This window comes from Pontibacter burrus (genome assembly GCF_010686685.1).
GTDB classification, from domain to species: Bacteria; Bacteroidota; Bacteroidia; order Cytophagales; family Hymenobacteraceae; genus Pontibacter; species Pontibacter burrus.
The window spans coordinates 220,861-246,856 of the sequence record NZ_JAAGWD010000001.1; the positions used below are offsets into that span (position 1 = coordinate 220,861).

Annotated in this window: 22 protein-coding genes and 1 tRNA gene; 4 read left to right on the plus strand and 19 right to left on the minus strand. The window is 47.0% G+C overall.

All coding sequences use genetic code 11. The features are described 5' to 3' along the window. Positions 1 to 97: 97 nt before the first annotated feature. The gene (locus GXP69_RS01110) at positions 98 to 520 is read left to right on the plus strand and encodes a hypothetical protein (RefSeq protein WP_163911222.1); all 423 of its coding nucleotides are present in this window, start codon (positions 98 to 100) and stop codon (positions 518 to 520) included. A gap of 75 nt (positions 521 to 595) precedes the next feature. Here GXP69_RS01110 and GXP69_RS01115 read toward each other — a convergent pair whose 3' ends face one another. The 10 genes from GXP69_RS01115 to GXP69_RS01160 all read right to left on the minus strand — a co-directional run bounded on the left by GXP69_RS01115 (position 596) and on the right by GXP69_RS01160 (position 13,504). Further along, positions 596 to 1,663, minus strand: a complete 1,068-nt coding sequence (locus GXP69_RS01115) for a formylglycine-generating enzyme family protein (protein WP_163911238.1) — start codon at positions 1,661 to 1,663, stop codon at positions 596 to 598. 141 nt (positions 1,664 to 1,804) lie between these two features. Continuing rightward, positions 1,805 to 2,422, minus strand: a complete 618-nt coding sequence (locus GXP69_RS01120; protein ID WP_163911241.1) for a TetR/AcrR family transcriptional regulator — start codon at positions 2,420 to 2,422, stop codon at positions 1,805 to 1,807. Between the two features lie 63 nt (positions 2,423 to 2,485). Then, the gene (locus GXP69_RS01125) at positions 2,486 to 3,007 is read right to left on the minus strand and encodes a GyrI-like domain-containing protein (protein ID WP_163911244.1); all 522 of its coding nucleotides are present in this window, start codon (positions 3,005 to 3,007) and stop codon (positions 2,486 to 2,488) included. Then, a complete protein-coding gene (locus GXP69_RS01130) occupies positions 3,004 to 4,773 on the minus strand; it encodes an ABC transporter ATP-binding protein (protein ID WP_163911247.1) in 1,770 nt (589 codons plus the stop codon). Before GXP69_RS01130 ends, GXP69_RS01125 begins: the two co-directional genes overlap by 4 nt. 123 nt (positions 4,774 to 4,896) lie before the next feature. Further along, positions 4,897 to 7,005 carry a putative Ig domain-containing protein gene (locus GXP69_RS01135; protein WP_163911250.1) on the minus strand — a complete coding sequence of 703 codons (2,109 nt, stop codon included), beginning with the start codon at positions 7,003 to 7,005 and terminating at the stop codon, positions 4,897 to 4,899. 439 nt (positions 7,006 to 7,444) lie between these two features. Beyond that, positions 7,445 to 8,752 carry a cystathionine gamma-synthase family protein gene (locus GXP69_RS01140; RefSeq protein WP_163911253.1) on the minus strand — a complete coding sequence of 436 codons (1,308 nt, stop codon included), beginning with the start codon at positions 8,750 to 8,752 and terminating at the stop codon, positions 7,445 to 7,447. A gap of 5 nt (positions 8,753 to 8,757) precedes the next feature. Further along, the gene (gene truA, locus GXP69_RS01145; RefSeq protein ID WP_163911256.1) at positions 8,758 to 9,522 is read right to left on the minus strand and encodes a tRNA pseudouridine(38-40) synthase TruA; all 765 of its coding nucleotides are present in this window, start codon (positions 9,520 to 9,522) and stop codon (positions 8,758 to 8,760) included. Between the two features lie 242 nt (positions 9,523 to 9,764). Continuing rightward, entirely contained in the window at positions 9,765 to 10,187 is a 423-nt protein-coding gene (locus tag GXP69_RS01150) for a hypothetical protein (protein WP_163911259.1), read from the minus strand. Positions 10,188 to 10,386: 199 nt separating this feature from the next. Continuing rightward, complete coding sequence (locus GXP69_RS01155) at positions 10,387 to 11,862, minus strand: capsule assembly Wzi family protein (RefSeq protein WP_163911262.1); 1,476 nt, start codon at positions 11,860 to 11,862, stop codon at positions 10,387 to 10,389. Positions 11,863 to 12,304: 442 nt separating this feature from the next. Beyond that, positions 12,305 to 13,504 (minus strand): thiolase family protein, encoded by a 1,200-nt coding sequence (locus GXP69_RS01160; RefSeq protein WP_163911265.1) that lies wholly within the window; start codon positions 13,502 to 13,504, stop codon positions 12,305 to 12,307. Positions 13,505 to 13,567: 63 nt separating this feature from the next. Between GXP69_RS01160 and GXP69_RS01165 the strand changes: the two genes are divergently transcribed. Continuing rightward, on the plus strand, positions 13,568 to 14,062 hold the full coding sequence (locus GXP69_RS01165; RefSeq protein WP_163911267.1) for a DUF4293 domain-containing protein: 495 nt from the start codon (positions 13,568 to 13,570) through the stop codon (positions 14,060 to 14,062). A gap of 643 nt (positions 14,063 to 14,705) precedes the next feature. Here the strand turns inward: GXP69_RS01165 and GXP69_RS01170 are convergent. The 8 genes from GXP69_RS01170 to GXP69_RS01205 all read right to left on the minus strand — a co-directional run bounded on the left by GXP69_RS01170 (position 14,706) and on the right by GXP69_RS01205 (position 24,202). After that, on the minus strand, positions 14,706 to 15,443 hold the full coding sequence (locus GXP69_RS01170; protein ID WP_163911271.1) for a DUF4476 domain-containing protein: 738 nt from the start codon (positions 15,441 to 15,443) through the stop codon (positions 14,706 to 14,708). Positions 15,444 to 15,644: 201 nt separating this feature from the next. Further along, positions 15,645 to 16,343, minus strand: a complete 699-nt coding sequence (locus GXP69_RS01175; RefSeq protein WP_163911273.1) for an outer membrane beta-barrel protein — start codon at positions 16,341 to 16,343, stop codon at positions 15,645 to 15,647. A gap of 47 nt (positions 16,344 to 16,390) precedes the next feature. Beyond that, a complete protein-coding gene (locus GXP69_RS01180; RefSeq protein WP_163911277.1) occupies positions 16,391 to 17,080 on the minus strand; it encodes an outer membrane beta-barrel protein in 690 nt (229 codons plus the stop codon). 106 nt (positions 17,081 to 17,186) lie between these two features. Further along, positions 17,187 to 18,356: an AIR synthase related protein gene (locus GXP69_RS01185; RefSeq protein WP_163911280.1), complete on the minus strand. Its 1,170-nt coding sequence runs from the start codon at positions 18,354 to 18,356 to the stop codon at positions 17,187 to 17,189. Between the two features lie 943 nt (positions 18,357 to 19,299). Then, positions 19,300 to 21,240, minus strand: coding sequence for an OmpA family protein (locus GXP69_RS01190; protein WP_163911283.1), 1,941 nt, complete (start codon positions 21,238 to 21,240; stop codon positions 19,300 to 19,302). Positions 21,241 to 21,272: 32 nt separating this feature from the next. Continuing rightward, complete coding sequence (locus GXP69_RS01195) at positions 21,273 to 21,755, minus strand: hypothetical protein (protein WP_163911286.1); 483 nt, start codon at positions 21,753 to 21,755, stop codon at positions 21,273 to 21,275. Between the two features lie 146 nt (positions 21,756 to 21,901). Then, positions 21,902 to 22,720, minus strand: a complete 819-nt coding sequence (locus GXP69_RS01200; RefSeq protein WP_235925522.1) for a (Fe-S)-binding protein — start codon at positions 22,718 to 22,720, stop codon at positions 21,902 to 21,904. Between the two features lie 102 nt (positions 22,721 to 22,822). Continuing rightward, the gene (locus GXP69_RS01205) at positions 22,823 to 24,202 is read right to left on the minus strand and encodes a 4Fe-4S dicluster domain-containing protein (RefSeq protein ID WP_163911288.1); all 1,380 of its coding nucleotides are present in this window, start codon (positions 24,200 to 24,202) and stop codon (positions 22,823 to 22,825) included. Positions 24,203 to 24,370: 168 nt separating this feature from the next. On the opposite strand from GXP69_RS01205, the gene GXP69_RS01210 reads away from it, so the two are divergent. After that, a tRNA-Phe gene (locus GXP69_RS01210) sits at positions 24,371 to 24,446 on the plus strand. A 175-nt stretch (positions 24,447 to 24,621) separates the two neighbouring features. Continuing rightward, on the plus strand, positions 24,622 to 24,819 hold the full coding sequence (locus GXP69_RS01215) for a hypothetical protein (protein WP_163911291.1): 198 nt from the start codon (positions 24,622 to 24,624) through the stop codon (positions 24,817 to 24,819). Between the two features lie 6 nt (positions 24,820 to 24,825). Here GXP69_RS01215 and GXP69_RS01220 read toward each other — a convergent pair whose 3' ends face one another. Further along, positions 24,826 to 25,920: a tetratricopeptide repeat protein gene (locus tag GXP69_RS01220; protein ID WP_163911295.1), complete on the minus strand. Its 1,095-nt coding sequence runs from the start codon at positions 25,918 to 25,920 to the stop codon at positions 24,826 to 24,828. Between the last annotated feature and the right edge of the window lie 76 nt (positions 25,921 to 25,996).

Here is a 25,996-nt window from a genome sequence, read left to right on the forward strand (position 1 = left end):
TATAATTATGCCGTTATGTTATTGTCGGAATTTTTTAGGGCAAATTCTGTTATAGTTACGTATAGCATTATCACATTCACCTCTAAACTTACTATATATGGCTATTGACTTACAGCAAATCGGCAAAAGATTCAGGTTTTACACGCACCTGAACGAATTGGAAATGGAAGACCTGAAGGCAATGACCGGCAGTAACGAAGAAACGTTGAGCAACATTATAAACGGCTGCAACATTGTGCTGGATGAGCTGGTAGCTATTGTAAAAAATTTCCCTGACCTGAACCCGCAATGGCTTATTTATGGCGAGGGCAGCATGTTTAAACCCAAAGGCGAAAATGGCGACTGCCACGACACACCTAAAAACTGCCTGAAAAAAGACAAAGCGGCCTATCTGCAACAAATGAAGAACATGCTGATTGAGCTGGATGCCGCAGAAGTTGCCAAAGGCCACCGCCCTGATGTGGATGCACTGATGGCAAAACTGGAAGAATTTAAAGCAAAAGCATCTGAAGCTGAATAAATTACTCCTGCTTGTATTAGCCCTGCTGCTTACTGCTGACACCGCTCAGAAAAAGCGAAACGGTAACTAGTGCCTTTACTTTAACAATTCTGCTTCGCAAACGCACCGGAAGCCCACCTTATCGGATGGAGTGGTGTATAGTTGCCTGTCAGTTATTTTGGAGGTGCTGAGCTCATCTTTCCAGCTGCCACCTTTGGCTATACCTTTCTCAGCCACCATTTCGGCTACGTTGCCCAGCACGTGGTAGCCACCATAATCATTTGGTATGCCGCCATATACATAAGCTGGCGTCCGGAACTGTAAAAAGTATGGCAACGGGCGCTTTACATTTATTGGCAGATCGTGTACTTCTGTTTCCTTTAAATCCTGCGTTATTTGTGCAACAGGTTTAGCATCTACTATCTTTTTAGCTATAAAAGCTGCTGCCTTAGGATTTACTTTATACTTTACTGTTGCATCCGTAGCTGTACTCCAGGGGAATCTATTCTTATCCACTCCGGCAGAAGCAATTATCTCCCACTCTTGTTCTGTTGGCAGCCTGTAGGTTACCTTTACTTTTTGCTTTCTTTTGGGAAGTGAATTAACGAAACTTGTAACAACCTTAGAACGCCACTGACAATACGCCACGGCTTGCTCGTAACTCACACCAACAATAGGGTAATACAGGTATTCAGGGTGCCGATAGTAAATAGAATCTACTGGTATTTGCCCAGACACCTGATGGAAAGTAGTATCTTCGCCAACCACCGTATAATTAACGTTTCTGCCGCCACGAAGCTCAAACCCTAGATCATCATAGCGAAAATGATCACGCTCGTTTAGCCTTATAACTGTAGAGTCTGGCAACATGCTTCGGTAAAATGCAGCTGAAGAGTCCTGCTTTATGTAATGCAGAAATTCCTGCCAATGGATGTTTGCGACTGCTGTTTCATCGAAGAAGAGTCGCAGTGGCCCTATAAATAAACCACCGGGTGCATAGTTAAAAGGAACATTGTCCGGGTTATTATCAACTATAACCTTCATCATAGTTGCGAACTGCTCTTGCCTTTCTGCTTTTAGTTCTTCCTTAGTTAGGTTGCGTGCATCTTCCCATTTTACACTACGCCACCTGATAAGTTTACTTTCCTGAAAGCTCCCTGGCATGTTATAGTGAACACCCCATCCGTTGTATAAACCAGTTTTAGCGCTGGAAGCTCCAATATAAACCGAATTAGGCGTTCTGTAACCACACCCCAAAAACAGGCAAAACACAATAAGCAGAAGAAAACTATAGTTGCGCATAGGCTATAGTTGTTTTTGGGCCAAGATACCGTTTAGTATAAGCGAGATGGTAAAAAGCACGTCCTGCTCTATTTTGGCGAAGTTTATAGTGGGTAATTGCTGATAAAAGGAACGCTCAAATTCATCGAACTGAATCAGGTCTTTCACAACCATCATGGAGTAGCCTACACGGTCAGCTTCGCAGGGAATGAACACATCTTTCTCAATGCCTTCTTTTATCACCGAAGCGTAATAGTTGGTTTCTTTAGCCCTGGATTCGGCAAAAAGCTTCTGAAACAGGCTGCGCGTCTCGATCAGTACTTTTATGGAAATGGTGTGCTGTGTTACAATTTCCTGGTAGTAACGCAACGATGACCGGATGTATAACAGCAGGCGCTGGTGCGGGTCGGGCTCCTGTTCGGCAATCTTTTTGATGCGGTACAAACTATCCTTCCACTCCTGCGAGAAAGCCTCTATAAAAAGGACTTCCTTGCTTTTGTAATAGTAGTACAGCGTAGGTTTTTTCAGGCCAATGGCATGGGCAATATCGTCGAGGGTGGCTTTGCTATAGCCCATTTTCCCGAACACGGATTTGGCTGCCTCCAGGATCAGCTCTTTTTTTACGTCTGCTTTTTTGCCCAAAGTATAGCGGCTATAGTTTAGTTAGCCCTACCAAATATACCCGATTATTCTATAGTTGCAAGGTTATTCTTTTACAGGCACTTCCACTACCGCTTTGCGCTCCGACGGGAACCACTCTACGTAAAAGTTCTCCAGTTGCAGGTTATTCGCTTCGGCGTACTCAAACAGGTTGTCGTATAGTTTGCCGGGTGCAATCATGTAATGGGCATTTATTTCGGAGTGCACTACTTTACGGCCACCCGGCACACGCAGCAGTTCGTACCCCTCTGGCAGAGCTATAGTTGAATCCTGAATAACTACACCGATAAAGGCTTTAATTGAGTCGCTTTTGGTTTCCGGGTTATTATAGTACACGTTGCCAAGGCCGCCCTGTAGTTTGTTTTCCGCTACCAGTTTTGCCGCTTTCTGAAAGGCATTACCAAAAGCTTCGTCGCTTACTGTACCCTCAAAAGGCTGCCCTGCAATCAGCAGCGGCTCTGATGTTGTTACCAGCACTTTAGGTTCGCTGAAACCACCCACGAAGGCATAAATGCCCACCATAAATGCCATAATAACACCTATGGCGATTAAAAATTTCCTGCTCATATATTGATCATGTTCTTATACTGCATCTGGTATAGCTGGGCGTAGTACCCGTTATGGCGCAGCAGCTCTTCGTGATTGCCCACTTCTTTTATTTCGCCCCTGTCCAGCACTATAATTTTGTCTGCTTTCTGGATGGTGCTCAGGCGGTGCGCAATAACGATAGAGGTACGGCCATGCATCAGCTGGTCAATAGCATACTGTATCAGTTCTTCGGTTTCAGAGTCAACACTGGAGGTGGCTTCGTCCAGGATGATGATCTCCGGATTATAAACCATAGCACGCACAAACGAGATAAGCTGTCGCTGGCCCACCGATAAGGTAGCGCCGCGCTCCATTACCTGGTAATGCAGCCCACCCGGCAGACGTTCTATAAATTTGCGGGCACCCACCAGGTCGGCAGCGCGCCACATCTGCTCTTCGGTAATGGCTTTGTTGCCCAGGCTAATATTGTCGGCTATAGTTCCGGAGAACAGGAACACATCCTGCAACACTACGCCAATGTGGTGGCGCAACACGTTCAGGTCATATTCTTTTATGTCGTGCCCGTCAACTATAATGTGCCCTTTGTTGATCTCGTAAAAGCGGTTTAGCAGGTTGATGATGGATGTTTTACCGGCCCCGGTGGCACCTACAAAAGCTACCGTTTCACCAGCCTTAACATTAAAGGAAATATCGCGCAGCACCCATTCTTCATCATTATAAGCAAACCATACGTTCTCGAACTTTACGTTGCCCTTTATCTTCTCAGGCGCATAGTTTCCGTTGTCGGCAATCATCTCTTTGCTATCCAGCAGCTTCATCAAACGCTCGGTGCTTACTACGCCTAGCTGCAGGGTGTTGAAGCGGTCAGCGATCATGCGTATCGGACGGAAGAACATCTGGATGTACAGGATAAAGGCCATCAGCGTACCCAGCGACGTATCATCGTCAATCACACCATGAGCGCCGTACCACACCAGCAAGCCCAAACCAGCCGCACCAATAATTTCGGCTACCGGAAAGTATATGCTATAGTATAATACAGACCGGATGTTGGCGCGGGTGTGCTCTTTGTTGATTTCCTTGAACTTCTCCATCTCGCGCTTCTCGTTGTTAAAGATCTGCACGATGCTCATGCCAGTGATATGCTCCTGCACAAACGAGTTAAGGCGTGCCACAGCCGTACGTACTTCCTGGAAAGTTTCTTTTATCTTTTCTTTAAAGATGTAGGTGCTGATGAGCATGATCGGGAAGGTTGAAAGGCTGACAAGCGCCAGCTCCCAATCGATGTAAAACATGAAGCCCAGAATAAACACCAGCTGCAGAATATCACCGATCATAGCAGCCAAACCTTCGCTGAATACATCCGACAGCGTTTCCACATCGGACACGTTACGGGTTACCAGTGTGCCGATGGGCGTGCGGTCGAAAAACTTAAGCCGGAGATTTAAGATGTGTCGGTATAGTTTTACCCGGATATCACGGACAACGTATTGGCCCAGCCAGCCGGCGTAATAGGTATGTAAATACTGAACTATAGCATGCACCACAAGCAACACAGCCAGTATCACGAACATTTTGTTCAGGCCCTGCCAGTCGTTCTGTAGAATTTCGTTATCTACAGTGTACTGGATCAGGAAAGGACGTACGGCGGCAAGTATAGCTGAGGCAAAAGTCAGGAATACGATGAAGTAGAAAATGCGTATGTAGGGCCTCACAAACTCGAAGAGCCGTTTCAGCACATCTGCATCGAATACCCTGCCTGTATTTTTAGGTTTATCTTCCAAAATCTGCGTTCTGTTTTAAATATAAACGTAGCTCCCGCCTTTGTCCATGCAGGCATCTATACTTAACCAGTCGCAAAGGTAAGTGTTTTTAACAGACTACAGCAGCAGTTAGTACAGCAGAGCTCATTGTTTTACCACCTTTACGTGCTGCACCCCGCCGTCGGTTATCAGCCGGATAAAGTATATCCCTGGCAGCAGATCTGTAGTGTTTACTTCCTGAACAAAAAGCTGGCCTTTTTCGCCTTTGCCTTGCTGCAGCATCGCGGCCGGCTGACCTTTAAGGTTGAGGAGCTCCAGGCTATAGTTTCCGGCTGCAGGCAGTACAAACTCCAGGGTGGTAGTGGCGCCCAGCGGATTTGGGTAAGCAAGCAGCTTTGCTTCTTCTTTTACATATTCGCCCGGGATAAGCTGATCGCAGGTGCCGAGGTAGCACCCGTGGTCAAGATGTTCCTGCACTTTGCTTTTAGGCACACAGATCGTCTGCCCGTTATGGCATACAAGCACCTTTTCGTTGTTTTCACCGCAGCTGGCATCCGTAACTTTTAAGTAGATTTCCTGCACAGCCAGGCCGCCGTTGTGGTGCCATTTGTCTTCGGCCATCAGTTTTATAGTATATTCACCGGCATCGGCTATAGTTGGTGTACCCGAGAGCAGAGCAGTTCCATCTCCCCTGTCTATCAGGCGCAGCCAGGCAGGCAATTGATCTGTGAGTATAGCTAACCTGTCGCCGTACGGCAAGTCATTGTCCTGCACTGTTATTTCATATTTAAATTCGTAGCCTGCAGCTATAGGGTACTCTGTAGGTGCAGATGTAAATGTTGGTGGCGTGTTCACGACCAGGTTAAAACTATGGCTTACTTCGTTCTGCTGGTCGTCGCGGGCTTTTACTTTGATCTTATTCAGTCCCCAGTGTTTGGTTTCCGGAACCCAGCTTACCTGCATCTGCACCGGGTTGGCGGCTATAGTTGGCAACTGCGCCACACCTGAGGGTAGTCCTGTTATTTCGACAAGTTTTAGTTTATTATTCTTATCTGGTGCTGATGCCTGCAGATCGAATTTTATAGTTTGCCCGGGCGCTGTAAAACGATAGCTGTTGGCTTCGGGTGTTGGCGGTATATCAAAACCTGGCTTATAGCCTACATTTATAGTTACCGATGTAGTGGTTTGCACGCCCTTTGAATCCTGGGCTATGAAGTTGATGACGTGTGCACCCAAGTTGGCGGCTGTTGGGGTCCAGGTGAAGGCGCTTTGTACCGGGTTGCCGTTAACGGGTAAAGCCGGCGAAAGTAAAGCATCTACGGGCAAGCCGGTGGCCTGCAGCATAAGTTTGTCGTTCGGATCGGTGTCGTGGGCTTTTACAGTAAAGTTTAATTTTTGCCCCGGAGCTACCTGATATACGGTTTGGTGTGCCGGTGTAATACTATAGTCAAATACAGGCGGTGTAGATTGCTCGGTTATCAGGATCACAAAATCGGTGGTAACGCTGGCGCCGCGACTGTCGGTAACGGTTATGGCGGCATTGTATAGTTCGCCTGCTGCTTTGCCTGCCGTGCTGAATGATATAATTCCTGTTGTTGCGTTTACTGTTAAACCCTCGGGATTGACGCCACCACCCATCTCTTCTTTGCTGGCTAATCGGTAAGTCAGTGCGTCGCCATCGGGGTCAGTGGCCGGCATTTGGAACGATGCGTCGGGTTTGCTGTGTGGTAGATTTACGACGGCCGGTAGTGTGGTTACCGGTGCGCTGTTGCCGTTACCCACCGTAACTATAGTTTGCAGGTTCCAGCTGCCTTCGGGGTTGTTTTTGAGTTCGCTTACGCGGCAGCAGCCTGTAAAATTAGCCTTATAGTTGCCTGTAGAATTGTAGGTTTTGGTAATGATCGCTTCTCCGTACATCCAGTCGTCAACCTTATTTACAGCCGTAACTTTAAGCGGAATAGCAGCTGCAGTGCCATCGCCAAAATTAAAATCGCCGGGGTTTACCGTTTGCCCTACCTCAGCATAGAAAGCCGTGTAGCGCCACGACTGGCTAACCTTAAACTCTACGGTGTTGCCGTTAACCCAGTGCCAGCTCACGTTGCCATACCTGAAGTGCGAGCCCTGTGCTATAGTTGCCACAAGCAGCATAGCTATAGTTACTGAAAATAGCTTTGTAGCCCGGTGGCAGCTTATTAGTCGCACCAGCGATTTCAGAATCCGGATGGCAGTTTCAGGGTGTAAAGGTGCCTGCATAGGCATTAGGTTATAGGTCTGTTATAGCAATGGATTTAGATTTTTCTCCTGCTGCAACTATAGTTTGTAGACCAGTTAACAACAGGCTTTGTAAGGCGGCCAAAAGCAAGCTATATTATACTTTGTCTATACTTCAACGCGGATAACCAACCCAGGTTTCACCTAAAATTTAACTATACCTATATTTATCAATTTCCCCTAAAACAAAAGAGCCGCAACTATACACCTGCGACTCTTTTACCGATAATTAAACTTTTCTTATTTTACCCACCTTTAACCCCTCCAGGGAGGGAATTCCTTCTAGCCTATAGTTCACTTCCTAATCCTATAGTTACAGTTAAACAACTAACTATAGACCTATAGTTTATGAAAAGTCAATTTCGGCAATTCCCCTCCCTGGAGGGGTTAGGGGTGGGTTGACGTTAGCTGAAATCGAACCTTAAGCGTAACTGCTTACGCTAACCTGCACTTTTTCCAGTGCTTGTTCTATGTCATTTATAATATCTTCCGGGTGCTCCACACCTACCGAAATACGCACCATGCCTTCGCCAATGCCCATCACAGCGCGGTCGGCTGGAGAGATATCGGAGTGGGTCATGGAGGCCGGGTGTTCAGCCAGCGATTCGGTGCCGCCTAAGCTTACAGCCAGTTTTATCAGGCGCAGGCTGTTCAGGAACTTGAAGGCTTCTCTCTCGCCGCCTTTTATGTCAAACGAGATCATCGACCCCGCCGACAAGCACTGCTTTTCATAAATAGCCTGCTGCTGCGGGTTGTCCTGTAAATCGCCCAGGTAGTAAATGCGCTCTACTTTCGGGTGGTTCTTGAGGTACTCGGCTACGGTTTCTGCGCCGCGCGCCATAGCTTCCATACGAATCTTCAGCGTTTCCAGGCTTCGCATCAGCATCCAGCCAGTCCACGGGCTGGCCATCGATCCCATAAACGTACGCATGGCTTTCACCTGCTTCATGATGGCAGCCGAGCCTAAGCAGGCCCCTGCGATCAGGTCGGAGTGGCCGCCAATGTATTTGGTTGCAGAGTAAACCAGCAAATCAGCGCCGTGCTTCAGTGGGTGCGAGAACAGTGGGCCCAGGAAGGTGTTATCCACAGCAACTATAACTTTCTTATCGTCGGTAGAGTGTTTTTTAGCCAGGGCAGCGCAGGCTTCGATGTCTACTAAGTGGTTCGTTGGGTTGGCAGGTGTTTCGATGTAGATCATCGCCAGTTTATCGGCTACACCCGATTGCTCGAGCAGTTCTGCTACCTCGTCGGCTTCCATATTGGCTCTGAAACCGATGCTCTGGATACCGAATTTAGGCAGGATGTTTTTGATGTAGTAATCAGAACCACCGTAAATAGGCTCGCTGTGCAGGATAACGTCACCGGGCTTTAGCAGGGCCAGCAGCATGGTACTGATGGCGGCCATTCCGCTTGCAAACACAGCCGCATCTTCGGCACCATCCCAGAAACGCAGGCGGTTTTCCAGTATCTCCAGGTCAGGGTTGTTCAGGCGACTATAGATCAGGCCCATTTGCTCTTCGGCACCTTTGTCGCGCAGGCCATATGCCAGTTCAAAAAATGCTTTGCCTTCTTCGGCGTTCTTAAAAACGAAGGTTGATGTTTGGTAGATGGGAGCTTTTACGGCCATTTCTGACCACTCGGGGTTGTACCCGTAACTCATCATTAAACTTTCCGGCCGCAGGTGTTTACCATTTAAATGCGGCCCCAGATGATCTTCTTCTAACTGCATAGAATTTATAGTTTGTTTTGGGTGATGTTCTGTAATAAGTGCTCCGGGTACTCTACCCTGGCTAAGTAAAGGCCTTCGGATGGTGCAGCACCGCTGGCCTGGCTCCGGTCCTGGCTGGCGATCATCTGCTCGAACTGTGCTATAGTTAACTTTCCACGCCCAACATCTACTAACGCGCCAACTATAAGCCGCACCATGCCACGCAAAAAACGGTTAGCCCGAATGGTAAACATCAGCTCGTCTCCTTGTTGCTCCCACACAGCTTCGTATAGGTTACAGCGGTAGTGTTTGGTATCGCCTTTTACTTTACTAAATGTAGTAAAATCTTCATACTTCAGCAGTATAGCAGCTGCTTCGTTCATGCTGGCTACATGCAGCGACTTGCTGTGGTACCAGGCATAGTAGCGTTTAAACGGATCTTTGCGGAGCGTAATGTGGTAATGATAGGTGCGGGCAAAAGCGTCGTAACGGGCATGCGCCTCGTCGAGTACTAAATATAAATTGTAAGCGGAGATATCGTCGGGTAAAATGCGGTTAAGGCGGTAAACGACCTGTTGCGGGTCCAGTGGCTGGCTGCAATCAAAGTGTACAAACTGCTGGCTGGCGTGTACGCCGGTATCGGTGCGGCCACTGCCGGTAGTAACTATAGTTTCGCGCAGAATTTTACTCAGGCTGTCGTCCAGCACTTCCTGCACCGATAGGGCGTTGGGTTGTACCTGCCATCCATGGAAACGTGTGCCGTCGTAGGCGATCTCTAAAAAATACCGCATGCAACAAAGTTATCATTTCCATTTAATGCGTCACCAAACTATAGCCATATTAAATCAACGATATATGATTGCCCATGCACAGCAACTATAGAACTATAGTTTATAGTCGAATTCCCCAAACTATAGTTCATGAAAAAGCCCGGCTAAACAAAGTATAGCCGGGCTTTGGGCACTGTTGGTATATTTTATAGTTAAATGTCTGAGCTTTTAGCTTGCCGCATCAGCCCAGGCAGTTATTGCGGTTAAATATTTCCGCCTGTTCTTTTCAGGATCACGTCGCGCACTGTGCCTGGCTTACGATCCTGCTCTCTGCGGCGCTCTTCCACACGGCGTCTCTCTTCTGCACGGCGCTGTTCGGTAGTTCTTTCCCAGGTTTCATCTCTTCTGTCACTTACTCTTCTGTCGCGGTCGCGGTCATGGTCTCTTCTTCTGCGGTCGTCATCACGTCTCCAGCGGTCATCGTCGTCGTGTTTTTTGTATTTCTTGTTATGCTTTTTATGTTTTTTGGCGTTCTCTTTTTCGCGTTTCCATTCGGCGTGGGCGCGGTGTTTCTCATTTACAAACTCAGGTCTTTTACTCTGCGCGTGGCTGTTTCCCTGGGCTATGGCTGCCTGTCCAACTATCGTCAGCACTGCTACCAATGCAATTGTCAATACCTTTTTCATAAGCTACAGTTAATATGTTGTTTTGCTATATACAAAGGCAGTGCCAAAAACGCATTTACTGTTATAAATATCTTCTTTCAAGTATGCACCTACAAACAGGAAGCCTGTTCTGTTAACAGAACAGGCTTCTGAATATTGGTAAGAGCTTTCAGACCTGAAACTATAGCTCCCGGATTTACTAATTTTTTTGAATGATGATTTACAGAAACGACACAGAAAAAGCAGCATGAACATTAGTCGCATTCACTTCTTCATCTGATATTGTGTTGTACTGCCACTTGTAATTAAAGGAGCGTACTAAACCAAGATTGGCGGAATAAATAAGGCGCTTTTTCATCCAGCTCTTATTTAAGCTGAAAGCTAAATCAACCCAATGCCTCTCATATTCCTTCTGATTTGCGAAGGCATCATAATAGAAGTCGTTGTTGTGCACAATTCTTTCTATTACTCCACCAAACTTGTTCGCACCCCTCAACCAGTTCAGCCCAATAGTTTGGCTGCTGCCTCCAGGGCCAATTCCGGCACCCAACATTTGCCCTTCGTGCGTATACCCATGCCTTACCTGATAATGTGTATACCAACCTTCTAATGGTCTTACACTTTGCGTGGAAGGGCTTTGTAAATGGGTAATCTCTCCAAACAACTCTACCTCTCTTCCTGTAGCTGTTGGGAACAGTTTCTTTACGCCAATTAAATAAGCTCTTGCGTGCTCTGGCTCAAGTATAAAATCCCTTATGTTCTGGGCATGGTCGTTTCTGCCATATTCGAAATAGAACTCAGCTCTGCTTTCTGGCAAAACCATCCGTGCAAAGAGACTAATAAGCTGATCCCGGCCAAATTCATCTTCTTTTTTTGCGTTGCTCTTAAACAGCGCCGAGACAACCGGCAGATAGCCGTTCAGGTCGGAAGTCACATTATGGCTGTATTGGTAAAAAGCTCTGCTCACACCCAGGTGTAATCCCTTTGTCCATTTCGGATTCCAGGTAACCACCATGCCATTTAAGTATCTGTCGCCATCGGGTTTTGGGTTATACAACTTTTGTCCCTGAAAAGTGCGGGCTGTATCGGGCGGTAAAATATTCGAGCCTTCCAAAAAGCCGCCTACCACCTGCCATTCAAACGAACCTATCTTTGTTTTTACCGGAGCAGTAGTATTAAAAGTAAAATGTGCGAAGCCTGGTGCTGTATTGCTCATAACCAGAGAGTTTCTGACTCCGGGTCCCCACCACAAATTTTCTGTGGACACCCCCAAGGACAGTTTCTTATAGTTAAACCGTACGCTGGACTGCCCGGGCAGAAGCTTGCTGTAAACACCTTCTGCTAACCTTTCGGGTGCATCTATACGGTTTAACACATAATAGTAACTCTTCCAGATATCGTCGTCCAGGGAGGTAGGAAAGGTAGTAAAAGCACTGTTTTGCGCAAACACAAGTTCTGGCTGAAGCTGAATGCTTAGCGGGCCAACTTTAGTATATACCCCTGCAGACAACAGGCTCTGGTAACCTTTTGCAGGTATCATAGCTCCATCGTTCCAGCCGAACGGATGATGAGAGTTATACTGCTGTTTTAATGTTAGCGGAAGCAACGATATAGAAACCTTGCCTTTTGTATACAGTACATTCTGATTTATGCTAAAGCCGGAACTATCTGCAGTTAATGCAAGAAAATCCGACACTGGTGCACCTGTGGAATATAAAGGTCTTATCAAAAAAGAGATATTCTCATTTAACTCTCCCCTTAACTGATGTAGCCTTGCCCTTTCTTCTAAGAGAGGAGTGCCAACAGGTAGCGTTTGTGCGTAAGAGGCAGTACTAACGACAAAAAATAAAGCGCTCAAAAACGCCCGGGCAGTAGAACTTATCATAAAAAAATATACTCCATAGCAGACAGCTTTAAAAGGTACTTTCGACTCACTTTATAGCTGTCTGCTATTTACACAACGATTATAAGACTCAACAAATCGCTTGGTTACTTACACAACAAACATCTTACCTTAGCCGCACCTGCACCTTATGGCAACATGTATAAAACGTGCTTTGCAATAGCGTATTCAAGTAAAATGAGCAGCTTATGCTTTTAGTAACCTAAGACCTGCTGCATTAAACTTACTTTTTTGGCTACACTTTCTCGTAAATAATGGCTGCACCCTGTCCTACGCCTACACACATCGTCGCAAGGCCATAGCGCACATTTTCGCGGCGCTTCATTTCGTGCAGTAACGTAGCCGAAATACGCGTGCCGCTCGCCCCCAGCGGGTGACCAATGGCAATAGAGCCCCCGTTCACGTTAACTATAGCCGGATCGATGCCCAGTTGGTGCATACATGGCAGCGCCTGCGAGGCAAAGGCTTCGTTTATTTCGGCCAGCCCGATATCGTTTATAGTTAAGCCTGCTCTTTTTAGCGCTTTCAAGGTTGCCGGAACCGGGCCCATGCCCATGTGCGCAGGGTCTACGCCGGCTATGCCCACACTTACCACACGTGCCATTGGGGTCAGGTTCAGGCGTTTTACAGTTTCTTCGCTCACGATAAGCGAGGCAGCTGCGCCATCGTTAATGCCCGATGAGTTACCAGCCGTTACAGTTCCTCCTTTTTTAAAGGCCGGCGCCAGTGTAGCCAGTTTTTCTATAGTTGATAAACGCGGATGCTCATCGGTATCGAAAATGATCGGATCGCCTTTGCGCTGTGGCACCGGGTAAGCGATGATCTCGTCTTTAAACTTACCAGCTTCGTGTGCTGCTTTATACTTTAGTTGCGAACCATGAGCAAACTCGTCCTGCGCTTCACGTGAAACACCTTCGCGTTCGGCCACATTCTCAGCTGTCTCGCCCATGGCAAACGGGTGGTGTAGTTTTGATAAAGTTGGGTTGGTAAAACGCCAGCCTATGGTTGTATCGTAAATTTCCGGCGTGCGCGACCAGGCAGTTTCGGCTTTGGCCATTACAAACGGGGCACGGGTCATGCTCTCAACCCCACCAGCCAGGTACACATCGCCATCGCCACTTTTAATAGCGCGGCTGGCATCTATAATGCTCTGCAACCCGGATGCACACAAACGGTTAACGGTTATGCCACCAATCTCCAGGGGCAGGCCAGCCAGCAGCAGAGCCATACGGGCCACGTTCCGGTTATCTTCACCAGCCTGGTTTGCAGCGCCCATCACCACGTCTTCTATCAGTTCCGGGGCCACCTGCGGGTTGCGGGCCATCAGTTCCTTCAAAATAAAGGCGGCCATGTCGTCGGGGCGAACCGTGCTCAGGCTGCCGCCGAACTTACCAACCGGTGTTCTAACTATATCTATGATGTAAGCTGAATTCATTATTTTAGTTTTACAGGTCTTTGTCTAATTTTGCATCTCTTTGCAAGTTAAATTAACCTACACATGATACAAAGAATTCAATCCGTATTTCTGTTTCTGCTGGCAGCAGCTGTCATCTCGATGCTGTTCCTACCGCTATGGTCTAAAACCGATGCTGCCACCGGCGAAACTGTAATACTTACTGCCTGGGAAGTTAAATCTGAAATACTGAATGCTGATGCCGCATCTGCTGGAAGCACAACCTCTAAAAGCGCCATTGCTATTGGCTTATTGGCTATAGCTGCAGCTGTAGTAGCGCTGGTGGAGATCTTCCAGTTCCGCAACCGCCTGAACCAGATGAAACTGGGCCTGCTGAACTCGCTTGTACTGGCCGCCCTTCTGGGAACATCGTTTTATTACGCAGCGTATGTTGCTAACCCACTAATTGCCGGCACCGACAATGGTTCTTACCAAGCTGGCTTTTATATGCCCATGCTGGCCCTGCTGCTTAATGCCCTGGCCAACCGCTTCATCAAACGCGACGAAGACCTGGTACGATCTGCAGACAGACTGAGGTAAGTTTCGAAGTTAGAAAGTTGGGAAGTTAAAAAGTTAGAAAAGGTAACTTCTGAGCTATAAACTATAAGGCCGCTTCCGGAGATTTCTGGGAGCGGCTTTTTTTATTACAGATAGATCAACTGAAACCCACCCCTAGCCCCTCCGAGGAGGGGAATTTCGAACTTGAGATTTGATGAAACTATAGTTTTATAGTTGGTCTCCTATGGGAACTATAGCCGGTAGCTAAACTATCACGCAGGAAGCAATTCCCCTCCTCGGAGGGGCAGGGGTGGGTTGTTAGCGCTTACTTGAAAGCCTTGCTGGCGCGGATTTGTGATTTATGACTTATGTATAAAGTTGGATTTACAACCCTACCGGGCCTGAGGCCCAAACTGTAGTTCGGCACGAGCGTGGACCCTCGCTCCATAGTAACTTATCAAACCAACTATGCTCCGAACTATAGAAACCTGGATATAGGCAACCGACAGAAATAGAAAAAGCCGCTCTCCGTTTCCGGGAGCGGCTTTTTAACTACACAAACTGTTTAACACTTTAACTTTAACACAAAATCTTATAGTTCTATAGTTGGCAAGACACTCACAGGTCTTCAAGACACTGTGAGGTCTGCTACAACTTTCTAACTTATCCTTTTCTAACTTTCTAACTACCTGCGCCGGCTGGTGTATTCTTCCAGCTCGCGCACGCTGCTATCGAATTTGAAGATGTCGTACACGTAGTAGAAGCGCTCTCGGTCACAGACGTAGTCGTAGGCGAATTTGGCGAACTCTACGCGGGTGCTTTCATAGTCGAATTGCTGCAGGATGTATTTCAGGTCTTCGGCCAGTATGCTGCTGTTGCGCAGGGCTTCGCGGGCTATAGTTAACTTGGTGCTCTCGAAGCTGCGGCTCTTCATGGCATCAGCTAATCGGTCTACATCCTGGCGGCTCATCAGGTAGTCGCAGCGGTCATCGCGTCTATCATAACGGTCGTCGTAACGCGGTGGGGCTGGCCGGTAAGGCTCTGCAGGCGGATACGGCACACGCGGCACTACAACCGGTGGCGGTGGCAGCAGCGGCACTTCGCTTAACAGCCTAAGTTTTATTTTGCCTTTGCGCTGGTTTACATCAATGCTATAGTTGGTTTCGTAGCCATTTCGTGCATATACGTTAGTAGCCAACTGGTAATCGCGGTAACGATCGCGCACTTTTACTTCCACGTGGTGTTTACCGGGACGCAGGTGATCGACGCGCACAAAGTTTGATGCCTTGTGGTTTACCAGTTTACCATTCAGTTTCAGGTAAAAAGGCTCGCCGGCAGGTGCCCGAAAGGTAAGCACAGAAGCTTGTACCAGTACCGGCATCGCCAGCAGCACAAGCAGGAGCGGAAGTAGAAGCTTTCTCATGGTAGTATAGTTTAAACGCTATACTTTACCACAACCAATTACTGTGCCAGTTATATAGGTTTTTACTGTTATAGTTTGAAACTGTAGTTACCACAGCTTCTTAACCTGCTTATTTACTGAACTGTAGCCTTTACTATGAGCAATAAAAAAAGCCGAAGGTCTATTATCCGCGGCTTAAATAAGCAACTATAGAAGATGCTGTTACAGACTATAGTTTACTCCAATAGCCAAGGATTTAAATATTCTTCGCCCTATAGTTGATGCCTGCTCCCAATCATAGTCGAATGAGTTCTGGCCGGTTAGATTATGTTTATAAAACAGATACTCTGCATAGCCAGTAAACCTGTTGCTTATCTTATAGTTAAAACCCAAGCCACCTGTTGCAAACACATTCATGTCGTTAACTTTAACAACAGTGGTTGTGGTGTTAGTATCTGTTATTTCCTCAGATTCAGCTTTTGAAAACCCAAAAGAGGGCATCAGTGTGAAAGTGCCATACACTGGAAAACGCCTGAGTGCTTTAAAGAAAATGAACTTTGCAGAGACAGGCACTGACAGTACATGCGTTACAGAGCGGTCCTTGTACTTTACCGGATCGTTGGGGTTATGATTCGGCGACCATTCCCTTTTTGCTTTGCTGCCTCCATAACCTATGCCTGCTTGTATATTTAACCTGTCGGTAATAGCATAACTAACATGCAGCGTTACCGGCGTAAAATACCCTGTCTTACTATCTCCTAACTTCTCTTGTTCGTCATAATATATGTGATAGGTAATTGTTGTCAGTCCTAAGCCTACATAAAAATGCTTTGAAGTCCGGGCAGCTGTATCAGGATTAACTTGTGCAATGGCGGCTAAAGTGTAGAGTGAAAGCAGAAGAAATAGGGATAATGTTTTCATAAAGGGTAGGTTAGATTTGTGAAACATGAAAGTAAGCCGCTTCATATCTATAGCCTATAGTTCATCCCTAATTCTAAAGATTTTATAAAGCTCCTTGCACCTGGGTATCCATAGTCCCAATCGTAGAAGGTGGAATTAGGTCCGGTAAGGTTTGTTTTATAGAAGAAGTAGGACACATTACCGTAAATGCGCTCACTTACTTTATAGTTAAAGCCTAAGCCAGCTATAGCAAAAACATCAGAGCCACTATCTGCTATAATATAGTTTCTACTGCCTTCATCATCTGTTTCTGTAACATGGGTTGTGGTAACTCCATAAGCTGGTACTATAGCCAATATACCATACACTGGCAGCTTTTTATACAGGTTCAGCAACGTAAGATAACCGGAAACAGACACGGCAAAGGCTACAGTTCTCGACCTATAGTTATGCTCTCCATTTTGGAGTTGCTCCGTGACTTCATGCGTATCCCCACCCAAACCTAAACCTGCCTGCAATTTTATCCTGTCGGTGAGTTGGTAACCCACATTTAAAGAAACCGGCACAAAATATCCTGCCCTAACTGCACCAGGAGTTTTATCTGCTTCATAGTAAATATGAAAGGAAATGGTATTTACATTTACACCAATGGTTACCCTCCTTTGCTGTTCATTTTTATGGGTTGAATCAGAGTTAACCTGAGCAACGGCGGCTATTGTGGAGAGTGAAAGCAGAAGAAATAGGAAAAGTGTTTTCATAAGGATTAGGTTAAGGGCGCAAGAATTATAGCGTGAATGAAATATATAAAAAAAACCGCAAGCTTTTTACCTGCGGTTTCTCTTATATGGTTATAGTTACGACTACTTATCCTTCGTAATAAAACTCGCCGTGGGCGCTTTTTATAGTTAGCTCGTTTCTGCTGCTAGCTTCTACGCGGCCAATTACCTGGGCATCCACATTAAAGGATTTGGAGATCGCAATCAGTTCCTGCGCGTATTGCTCGGGCAGGTAAATCTCCAGTCGGTGGCCCATGTTAAACACCTTGTACATTTCTTTCCAGTCGGTGTGGCTTTGCTCCTGAATAATGCGGAACAGTGGTGGTGTCGGGAACAGGTTATCTTTTATGATGTGTACCTTCTCGGTAAAGTGCAGCACTTTAGTCTGGGCGCCGCCGCTGCAATGCACCATGCCATGTATGTGCTGGCGGTGCTGCTCCAATATGGCTTTAACTATAGGTGCATAGGTACGTGTTGGCGAGAGCACCAGTTTACCCATCTCCAGGCCGGTTTCAGGCTCTACGTCGGTTAGCTTATAGTTGCCCGAATAAACCAAATCGGCTGGCAATTCCGGGTCAAAGCTTTCAGGGTACGATGCGGCAATATAGTTATGGAACACATCGTGGCGGGCAGATGTAAGGCCGTTGCTGCCCATCCCGCCGTTATACTCGGTCTCGTAAGTAGCTTGCCCGTAAGAGGCAAACCCAACTATTACATCGCCGGGCTGTATGGTGTGGTTGCTGATCACTTCGTCACGACGCATGCGGGCCGTTACGGTGCTATCTACAATTATAGTGCGTACCAGGTCCCCTACATCGGCTGTTTCGCCGCCGGTACTGTAAATACCCACGCCATTATCGCGCAGCAACTGTAAAACTTCTTCAGTGCCGTTTATAATAGCAGCTATTACCTCGCCAGGCACCAGGTGCTTGTTACGGCCAATCGTAGACGAAAGCAGGATGTTATCGGTAGCGCCTACGCATAGCAGGTCGTCGGTATTCATAACTACTGCATCCTGGGCAATACCTTTCCAAACGCTCAGGTCGCCGGTCTCTTTCCAGTAGAGGTAGGCCAACGATGACTTAGTACCAGCCCCATCGGCGTGCATGATGTTGCAGTAGTCCGGGTCGCCAGTTAAAATATCAGGGATGATCTTGCAGAAAGCTTTCGGGAAAATACCTTTGTCGATGTTCTTGATGGCATTATGCACATCCTCTTTAGAAGCCGACACGCCACGGCGCAAATATCTGTTTTCCATTGTTCGGGATGATTTGCCTACAAATTTAACAAAGCAGGCGGGATTGTAGTAGTCTGGCCGAAATAAAAAGCATACATGTACAGCAATGCTCAGTACTAACCACTCAACTAACTATAACGCCAACTATTGCACAACCGATATACTATAGAGTAGATACTTTAGGCTGGAGACTGTTGGCTATAATTGGAGTTATAGTTCTATAGATGCTGCTGGCCCAGCCATCCTAGCCCTTCCTTGTTAAAATTAGCACCCCTGCCCTCGTCTAAGAACAGGAGATGAAACTGGTGCTATTTCTATAGTTTGCGCTATAGTTCTATAGTTAGCATTTTAACCCACCCCTACCCCTCCCAAGAGGGGAATTTAGTCATTACTATAGTTCAACTATGGTCTTATAGCATGAGAGTAGGCAGGCGCAGCCTGCCCCAAGGAGTTACTGCCACGAAAAGGCGATGCAACTATAGCCATTCAATCAACTATAGTTGTAGCTATCGAGTGATATCAGTCTTTGGGTTGAGCGCCTTGTAGATTTCTGGTGCCGTCAGGCATTGCGACGTTAGGAGTGAAGGAAGCGAAAGCCGCGCGATGCCCCAGGACGGGGCCCCGCGGCCGTGAGCGCACCAAAGCAACTATACAACAATAGGTGAGTAAAGCTCCCAGGATTGGAAGTGGCTATAGCACGAACTGCTTGTGTTAATTCACCAACTATAGTTAGCTATAGGCTATATAAGATCCTTCGACTAACGCTCAGGATGACAAAGGAGAACTGTAGGCTGAGATAGATTTCTCGCTGCACTCGAAATGACAGAAAAGTGAGTATAGGACAGAAAAAGAAATTATAGAATTGCTAAGATTACTTGACTAATGCAAAGCGCAAATCAAAGTAAAGAAAAAAGGCAGCTGAAGTATACACTCCCGCTGCCTTTCTTGTATAGCGCTACACTGATTACTCCTGTATACGTACCACTTTAAATTCGGTACGTCTGTTGCGCTGGTGGTCTTCTTCAGTTTTAGCATTTCGTACCACCGGGCGGCTCTCGCCATAGCCTTTGGCAGTGATACGACTTCTGTCAATGCCTTTCGAAATAATGTATTCTACAGCAGACTCAGCACGGCGCTGCGACAGGTCCTGATTATAAATGTCAGAACCGCGGGCATCGGTATGAGAGCTCAGTTCTATCGAGATGTTCGGGTTATCCTGCAGTATCTCAACTAACTTATCCAGTTCTATGGCTGCATCCGGTCTGATATTAGCTTTATCGAAGTCGTAGAAGATGTTCTCTAATACAATTGGTTTCTCTTTTACGATCTCGTTCAGCAGCAGCGTAGCTGTCAGGCGCACATCGGTTACATCTTCGAGCAGTTGGTCCTGCGATGGCATTTTACCTACTGTAGTAATACGCTGACGTGCTGTAAAAAAGCCCGGTCGCTCGGCTATCAGCGAATAGGTTGCAGCTGTATCAAGGCTGAAAGAGAATTTACCTTCGGCATCGGAAGTAGTTTCTTTTATTTTCTGGCCACGCTCATTCTGCAGTACCACCAGCTGGTTCGGAACTATAGTTTGTTGCCTTGCTCCTTCGCGGCGCAGGAACACGGTACCATCTACATAGAAATTAACCTGCTTGCGTTGCGATTTAACAAAGCCATACAGGTCATCACCGCCTTTTCCGCCATCACGGTTCGACGAGAAAAAGCCACGTGTTGTATTCTGAAAGTAAATGCTGAAATCGTCGCCGGGCGAGTTTACAGGCGCACCCATGTTTACAGGCTTGCCATTTTCCACGCGGAACAGGTCTAAGTTACCCAAGCCTGGCAAGCCATCCGAAGCAATATATAAGGTGCCATCGGGCGCTACGTGCACAAAGCTTTCGTTACCTGGCGTATTGATGTCTGGTCCAAGATTTTCAGGCGAGCCAAAACGGCCATTTTCATCCACGGTTACTTTATAGATGTCGTTACCACCTAAACCTCCTTTTCTGTCAGATGAAAAATACAAGGTCCGACCATCGGGCGAGAAGGCTGGTGAAGAATCCCAGGCGCGGGGATCGCTGATAGGCAGTAGCTTTGGCTCGGTCCAGGCGTTGGAGCGAAAGTAAGTTACGAACAGGTCTACGTTCTGGCGGCCTTTCTTGGTGCCCTCATTGCCACGTGCGAAAACCATGGTGCGGCCTTCGTTGGCAAAAGTCGCCATGGCATCGTGCATGCCTTCCAGGTTCACGTTTTCGAACTTGCGTACTGTGCTCCCCAGCGTAGAGAGCGAATCAGTAAGTGGTGTGGCATAAATATCAATAAAGCCTTCGCCATTGCCCAGGTATTGTTTTTTGGTGTCGCGGGTAGATGAGAAAACAAGCTCGTCGTTCAGAATGTAAGGGGCAAATTCAGAGCCCTCCGTATTCAGGGCTGTCAGGTTTTGCACTTCATAGGCTTGTGCGCTGCGCATAATATCGCTCAGCTGGCCAAAGTTTTCTACCTCGCGACTGGCCAGTCCTTTTAACCTGGAGTTAGTGCCGATACGGGCATAATCCTGCAGCTGGTTGAGGGCTTCTTCATAGTCGCCGTTGGCTTTTAGCGCCATGCCATAGTAGTAATAGGCATCTTCTTTTTTAAACCCGGCATCTAAAGCAGCTTTGTAAAACGGCTCTGCCTGGGCTAGCCTGTTGGAGAGGCGGTAAGATTCTGCGATCTTATAGTTTACCTCGCCCGGATTTTTGGAATTGGCAAGAGCACCTTTATAGTACTCGATCGCTTTTTCGTACTGCTCCATTTCAAACCGCTTATCGCCTTTGCCTATTTGCTGTGTAGCACCACAGGCACTTACAAACATGGCAACAAGCACCAGTAGGCACAGGTGCTTTAAAGTGTGGGGTAATCGGCTGATGTGTAGCATCTACGTATGAGCTTAAGTATGATCACGCTGTATTAAAAGTAACGGTTAAGCCAGCTTTGCTGCGCCTGTCGTGGCCAGTCAGACTGCAGATCGCCGTAGGTATTTACCAAAGTATCGAAATACAAGGTATCTTTCGTTATATCGCCGGCGGCTATGCTGTCTTTTAACTGGTTCATACTTACCAGTTGCACCTCTCCATCCCTCAAAAAAGCCAGCTGTGTCCGGTCGAAGAACGCAATATTAAACTGCTGCTCCAGTTCCCGCACAAACCTTACCGAGGCATCAATAGAACAGCCACTTGCGGCTGTCGCATCTTCGTTATTTGCCAGCACCAGAAACTGGTTGTGCAGTAATGCTGCCGAAGCCTGAAGCCCTTTGCCATGGCTGCTCCACTCAGTAGCAAAACGTTCCAGTAGTGGCTTTATTTCAGTCTGCTCTGCTGCAGTTAAAGGTCTGTTAGCCTGGTATATCCAAATGCGCGCCTGGGGCGGCAATTCGTCAAACGGAATGTACATTTCTTTATTGGTTGAATTGTTGATTGTTAAATTGTTGATCCACGAAATTGTTTATCAGTAGTACCGATTTACTATAGTTTCTGCAATCAGATCTACTTATAGCTGTTCCGGTAAACAGCCATTAAACAATTTAACAATGCAGCAATTTATTTAGTAAGCCCTTCAGCCTGCGCGATCAGTTCTGCGATATCGAAAACTTTTACGTTATCTTCCTGCTCCTTGTTCTTAACGCCATCGTTCATCATAACCATACAGAACGGGCATGCCGTAGCAATTACACCGTTGCCACCACCAAGGGTAGCCAGGGCTTCCTCGGTACGCTCTACGTTAATATCTTTTCGGCCTGGTTCCGGCTCTTTAAACATCTGGGCACCACCGGCTCCGCAGCACAAACCATTGGCACGGCTACGCTTCATTTCTACCAGGTCGGCATCCAGGGCAGCTAATACATCGCGTGGTGCCTCATAAATATCGTTGGCACGGCCCAGGTAGCAAGAGTCGTGGTAGGTAATGCGCTTGCCTTTAAACTCGCCACCTCCTTTTATCTTAACCTTGCCTTCGTTAATGAGCTGCTGCAGGAACGTAGAGTGGTGAATCACCTCATAGTTACCACCTAGGTCCGGGTACTCGTTTTTAATCGTGTTAAAGCAATGTGGGCACGCTGTTACGATCTTTTTAATGTTGTAAGCATTCAGTACTTCGATGTTAGTAATGGCCTGCATCTGGAACAGGAACTCGTTACCAGCACGCTTGGCCGGCTCGCCGGTGCAGCTTTCTTCTGTGCCCAATACAGCATATTTAACGCCTACGTGTTCCAGTATCTGCACAAAGGCACGTGTTACTCTTTTGTATCGGTCGTCGAAAGAACCGGCACAACCTACCCAAAACAGCACTTCCGGCTCCTGGCCATTAGCAGCCATCTCGGCCATGGTAGGTACTTTTATTAATCTTTTATTTTCTTCCATCTGAGTATTTATTGTGACAAAGGACAGTTTGACAAAAGACAAAGGACTTTTATTAATCCTTTATCATGTAATCTTTTGTCCATTGTCTAAAGATTCTTTTGTCTAATTTTTCGAAGGCAAGTACAGTTCGTCGGCCCAGTTAAAGCGGTCGGATGCCGGGAACGCCCATGGTGCTCCGTTGTTTTCAATGTTTGTGAACATAGCGTTAAGCGAAGCCGGGGCAGCAGATTCTTCCAGCACCAGGTAGCGGCGCAGGTCCATGATAGTTGAAAGCTGGTCGATGTTTACCGGGCAGGATTCTACGCAGGCGTTGCAGGTAGTACAAGCCCATAGTTCTTCAGGCGTAATATAACCGCGCAATAAGGTACGCTCTTCAGTATCCGCCTTCACGCGCTCGGTACCGGCATCTTTGCCATACTGAGCCGGATCAAAAATAGCAGGGTGTTCGCCTTTTTCCTCCATGCGGTCGCGGGTGTCCATTACAATCTTACGCGGCGAGAGCAGTTTACCCGTAATGTTGGCCGGACAAACCGACGTACAACGACCGCACTCCGTACAGGTATAAGAGTCCATCAACTGTTTCCAGGTCAGGTCTTCCACGTCTTTTGCCCCAAAGCGCTGTATGATAGGGTTCCCTTCAGCATCAACTTCCGGAGCCGGTGGCTGGTAACTTGGGTCCAGCATAGCTTTGATCTCGTGTGTGATGGCCGGGTTAGTTGTGAACTTGCCCTTTGGTGCCAGTTTAGAGAAGTACACGTTCGGGAATGCCATGATGATGTGGAAGTGCTTGGAGCTTGGCAAGTAGTTCATGAACGCCAGAATACCGATGATGTGTATCCACCAGCCTGTACTGGCTATAGTTGCCAGCGTACCGGCATCAGAGCTAAAAGCATCTACAAACATGCTGCTTATCGGGAAAGCTCCAGCCAATTCTTCTCCCTTCAGTTGCGCCAGTTTCAGGTCGGAGATGTTAAAGGCAAACAGCGCCAGCATCAGTACGATCTCAGTAACCAGAATAACGTTGGCATCCATTTTTGGCCAGGCACGCATCTCTACACCAGTTGCCAGGCGCGGCACTTTGGTAACGTTACGGCGCCACAGGAACATCACGCAGGCAATAATTACCAGTGCACCTAGTATCTCGTTTATCGCCATCAGGGCATCATAAAACGGCCCCATAATACCCAGTATCCTGTGCGTACCAAAAATACCGTCGATCATGATTTCCAGTACTTCGATGTTGATCACCAGGAAGCCAACGTATACAAAAAGGTGCAGCACAGCCGGCAGCATGCGCTTAAACATTTTCTGCTGCCCAAAAGCTACCAGCAATGTTTTATTGATACGCTCCGACGGGTTATCCTCAAGGGTGAGGTCGCGGCCCATCTGTATGTTTTTTCGGATTTTGCGGATCTGCCACACAAACAGGCCAATGCCCAGGGCAGCCACAATCAGGAAGATAATGTTTGAAATTCCTATCACGGTAAATTATTCGTTATACATACCAATTTATAGCTAAAGATAGCAGGATATTAAGAAACATGTATACCTGCGCACTTTTTTAAAATATTTTTCTGCCGAATGTTTGCTACTTAAAAGTTAGTTACTACTTTTGCATACCCTTTCGGAAGACGGGGTAACAACAGAGCTGGTGATGTAGCTCAGTTGGTAGAGCAAAGGACTGAAAATCCTTGTGTCGTTGGTTCGATTCCAATCATCACCACCAGCTTAAACCCTTGCTAGCACAGCAAGGGTTTTCTGTTTTTATACCCTTCCCGGACTTATAGTTCGCACCTATAGTTATCCCTATCCTATTCTATAGCTTTTTTCTTATATTGTTCCTGCATCTATACTATAGTTTACGACTATTGGATGCAGTTAGGCATTTTACAACTATAGCTATGGAAACAATCTTCTGGATATGTGTGCAACTGATGGTGATGGGCGCCAAGTTGTTAGGCATCAGTTATCAGCAGCTCAATGTCATTTTGTTTGTGATACTGCCCCCGGCTATCACTGCATTTTTCTGGTACCAGTACCGGCGTTATAAGCGAAAGTATAAACTGGCAACAGCTGATGTAAATCGATCTATAGTCTAACTATAGTTAATAACAATTTGCCCTGAGGTCCAGAATCGCTGCAGAGTAGCCCAGGTCGTTAGCCTGGTTAAAGTAGATACAGGCAGAGTCCGGTTCCTGTAGTTCAATCTTGGTCCTACCCATCAGCCAATGTAGCCTGCCGTTCTTCTCATCTAGGGCCAGGGCACGACGATAGTCGTCCTCCGATAGCTTCCAGGCCTCAATTTTATAGTAACCAAAACCGCGGTAAGTCAAAGCCTCTACCCGCTTCTTGGTATCGGTGCCATAGCGCAGGTAAGTAGAAAGGTCGCTGAGGGCAGGTTTATACTTTTTGAGGTAGAACAGTCGCACCTCGCCCCGCGAAAGGTAAGCATCCCATAGTTTCTCATTAAGTACAATGGCAGTAGAAAGGTCTTCTTCAGCTTGCTGATAGCTTGCCAGGTGCTGCCGGCTTACACCCCGCATAAAATACACTTCGGCTGATGGCTGCTTTTCGTATGCGATGGCCTGGTTAAAGTCTTGCAGTGCAGCTTCGTAATCTTCAAAAACGTTCAGCTCAATGCGCCCACGCTCCTTGTAAGCGGCAGAATGTTCCGGTTTAAAATTAATGGCATCCGACAACAAACTATGAGCGCTACTATATTTACCATCAGCTATATAGCTTAAAGCTGTTTTATACTTATCTTCGCTTGCAATGTGGTCCATAACCGTTTTAAGGAGCACACTAAACAGCAGGATTCCTGCTATAAAACCTATAGTTATATAAAGGTCTTTGCGAACGAACTTGCGGTCTTCGGTACGGATGGGCCGGTAATAACGCTCTGATACAGGAGCCGGATGGCGGGTATAGCGGTAGCGCTCGTTGTAATAGGCCTGTTGCTGCTGCACTACGCGCTCACGTTCGCGCAGGTACTGCAGCTTAAGGTCGTAACGGGCACGTTTGTTCGGATTAGAGAGGACCTGGTACGCTGCATTTACCAGCTTAAAACGATCTTCAGCAGCTTTATTTCCGGGGTTTTTATCGGGGTGGTACTTTATAGCGAGCTGTTTATACGCCTGTTTTACCTCCTGCGGTGTAGCTGCGGGGGCAATGCCAAGTACGGTATAAAAGTTCTGCTCCAAAGTATAAAAATTATGTACAAAGGTAATTAAAACACATTTCAGGCCTTTAAGGTATATAAGGCAGCAATGTAGTTAT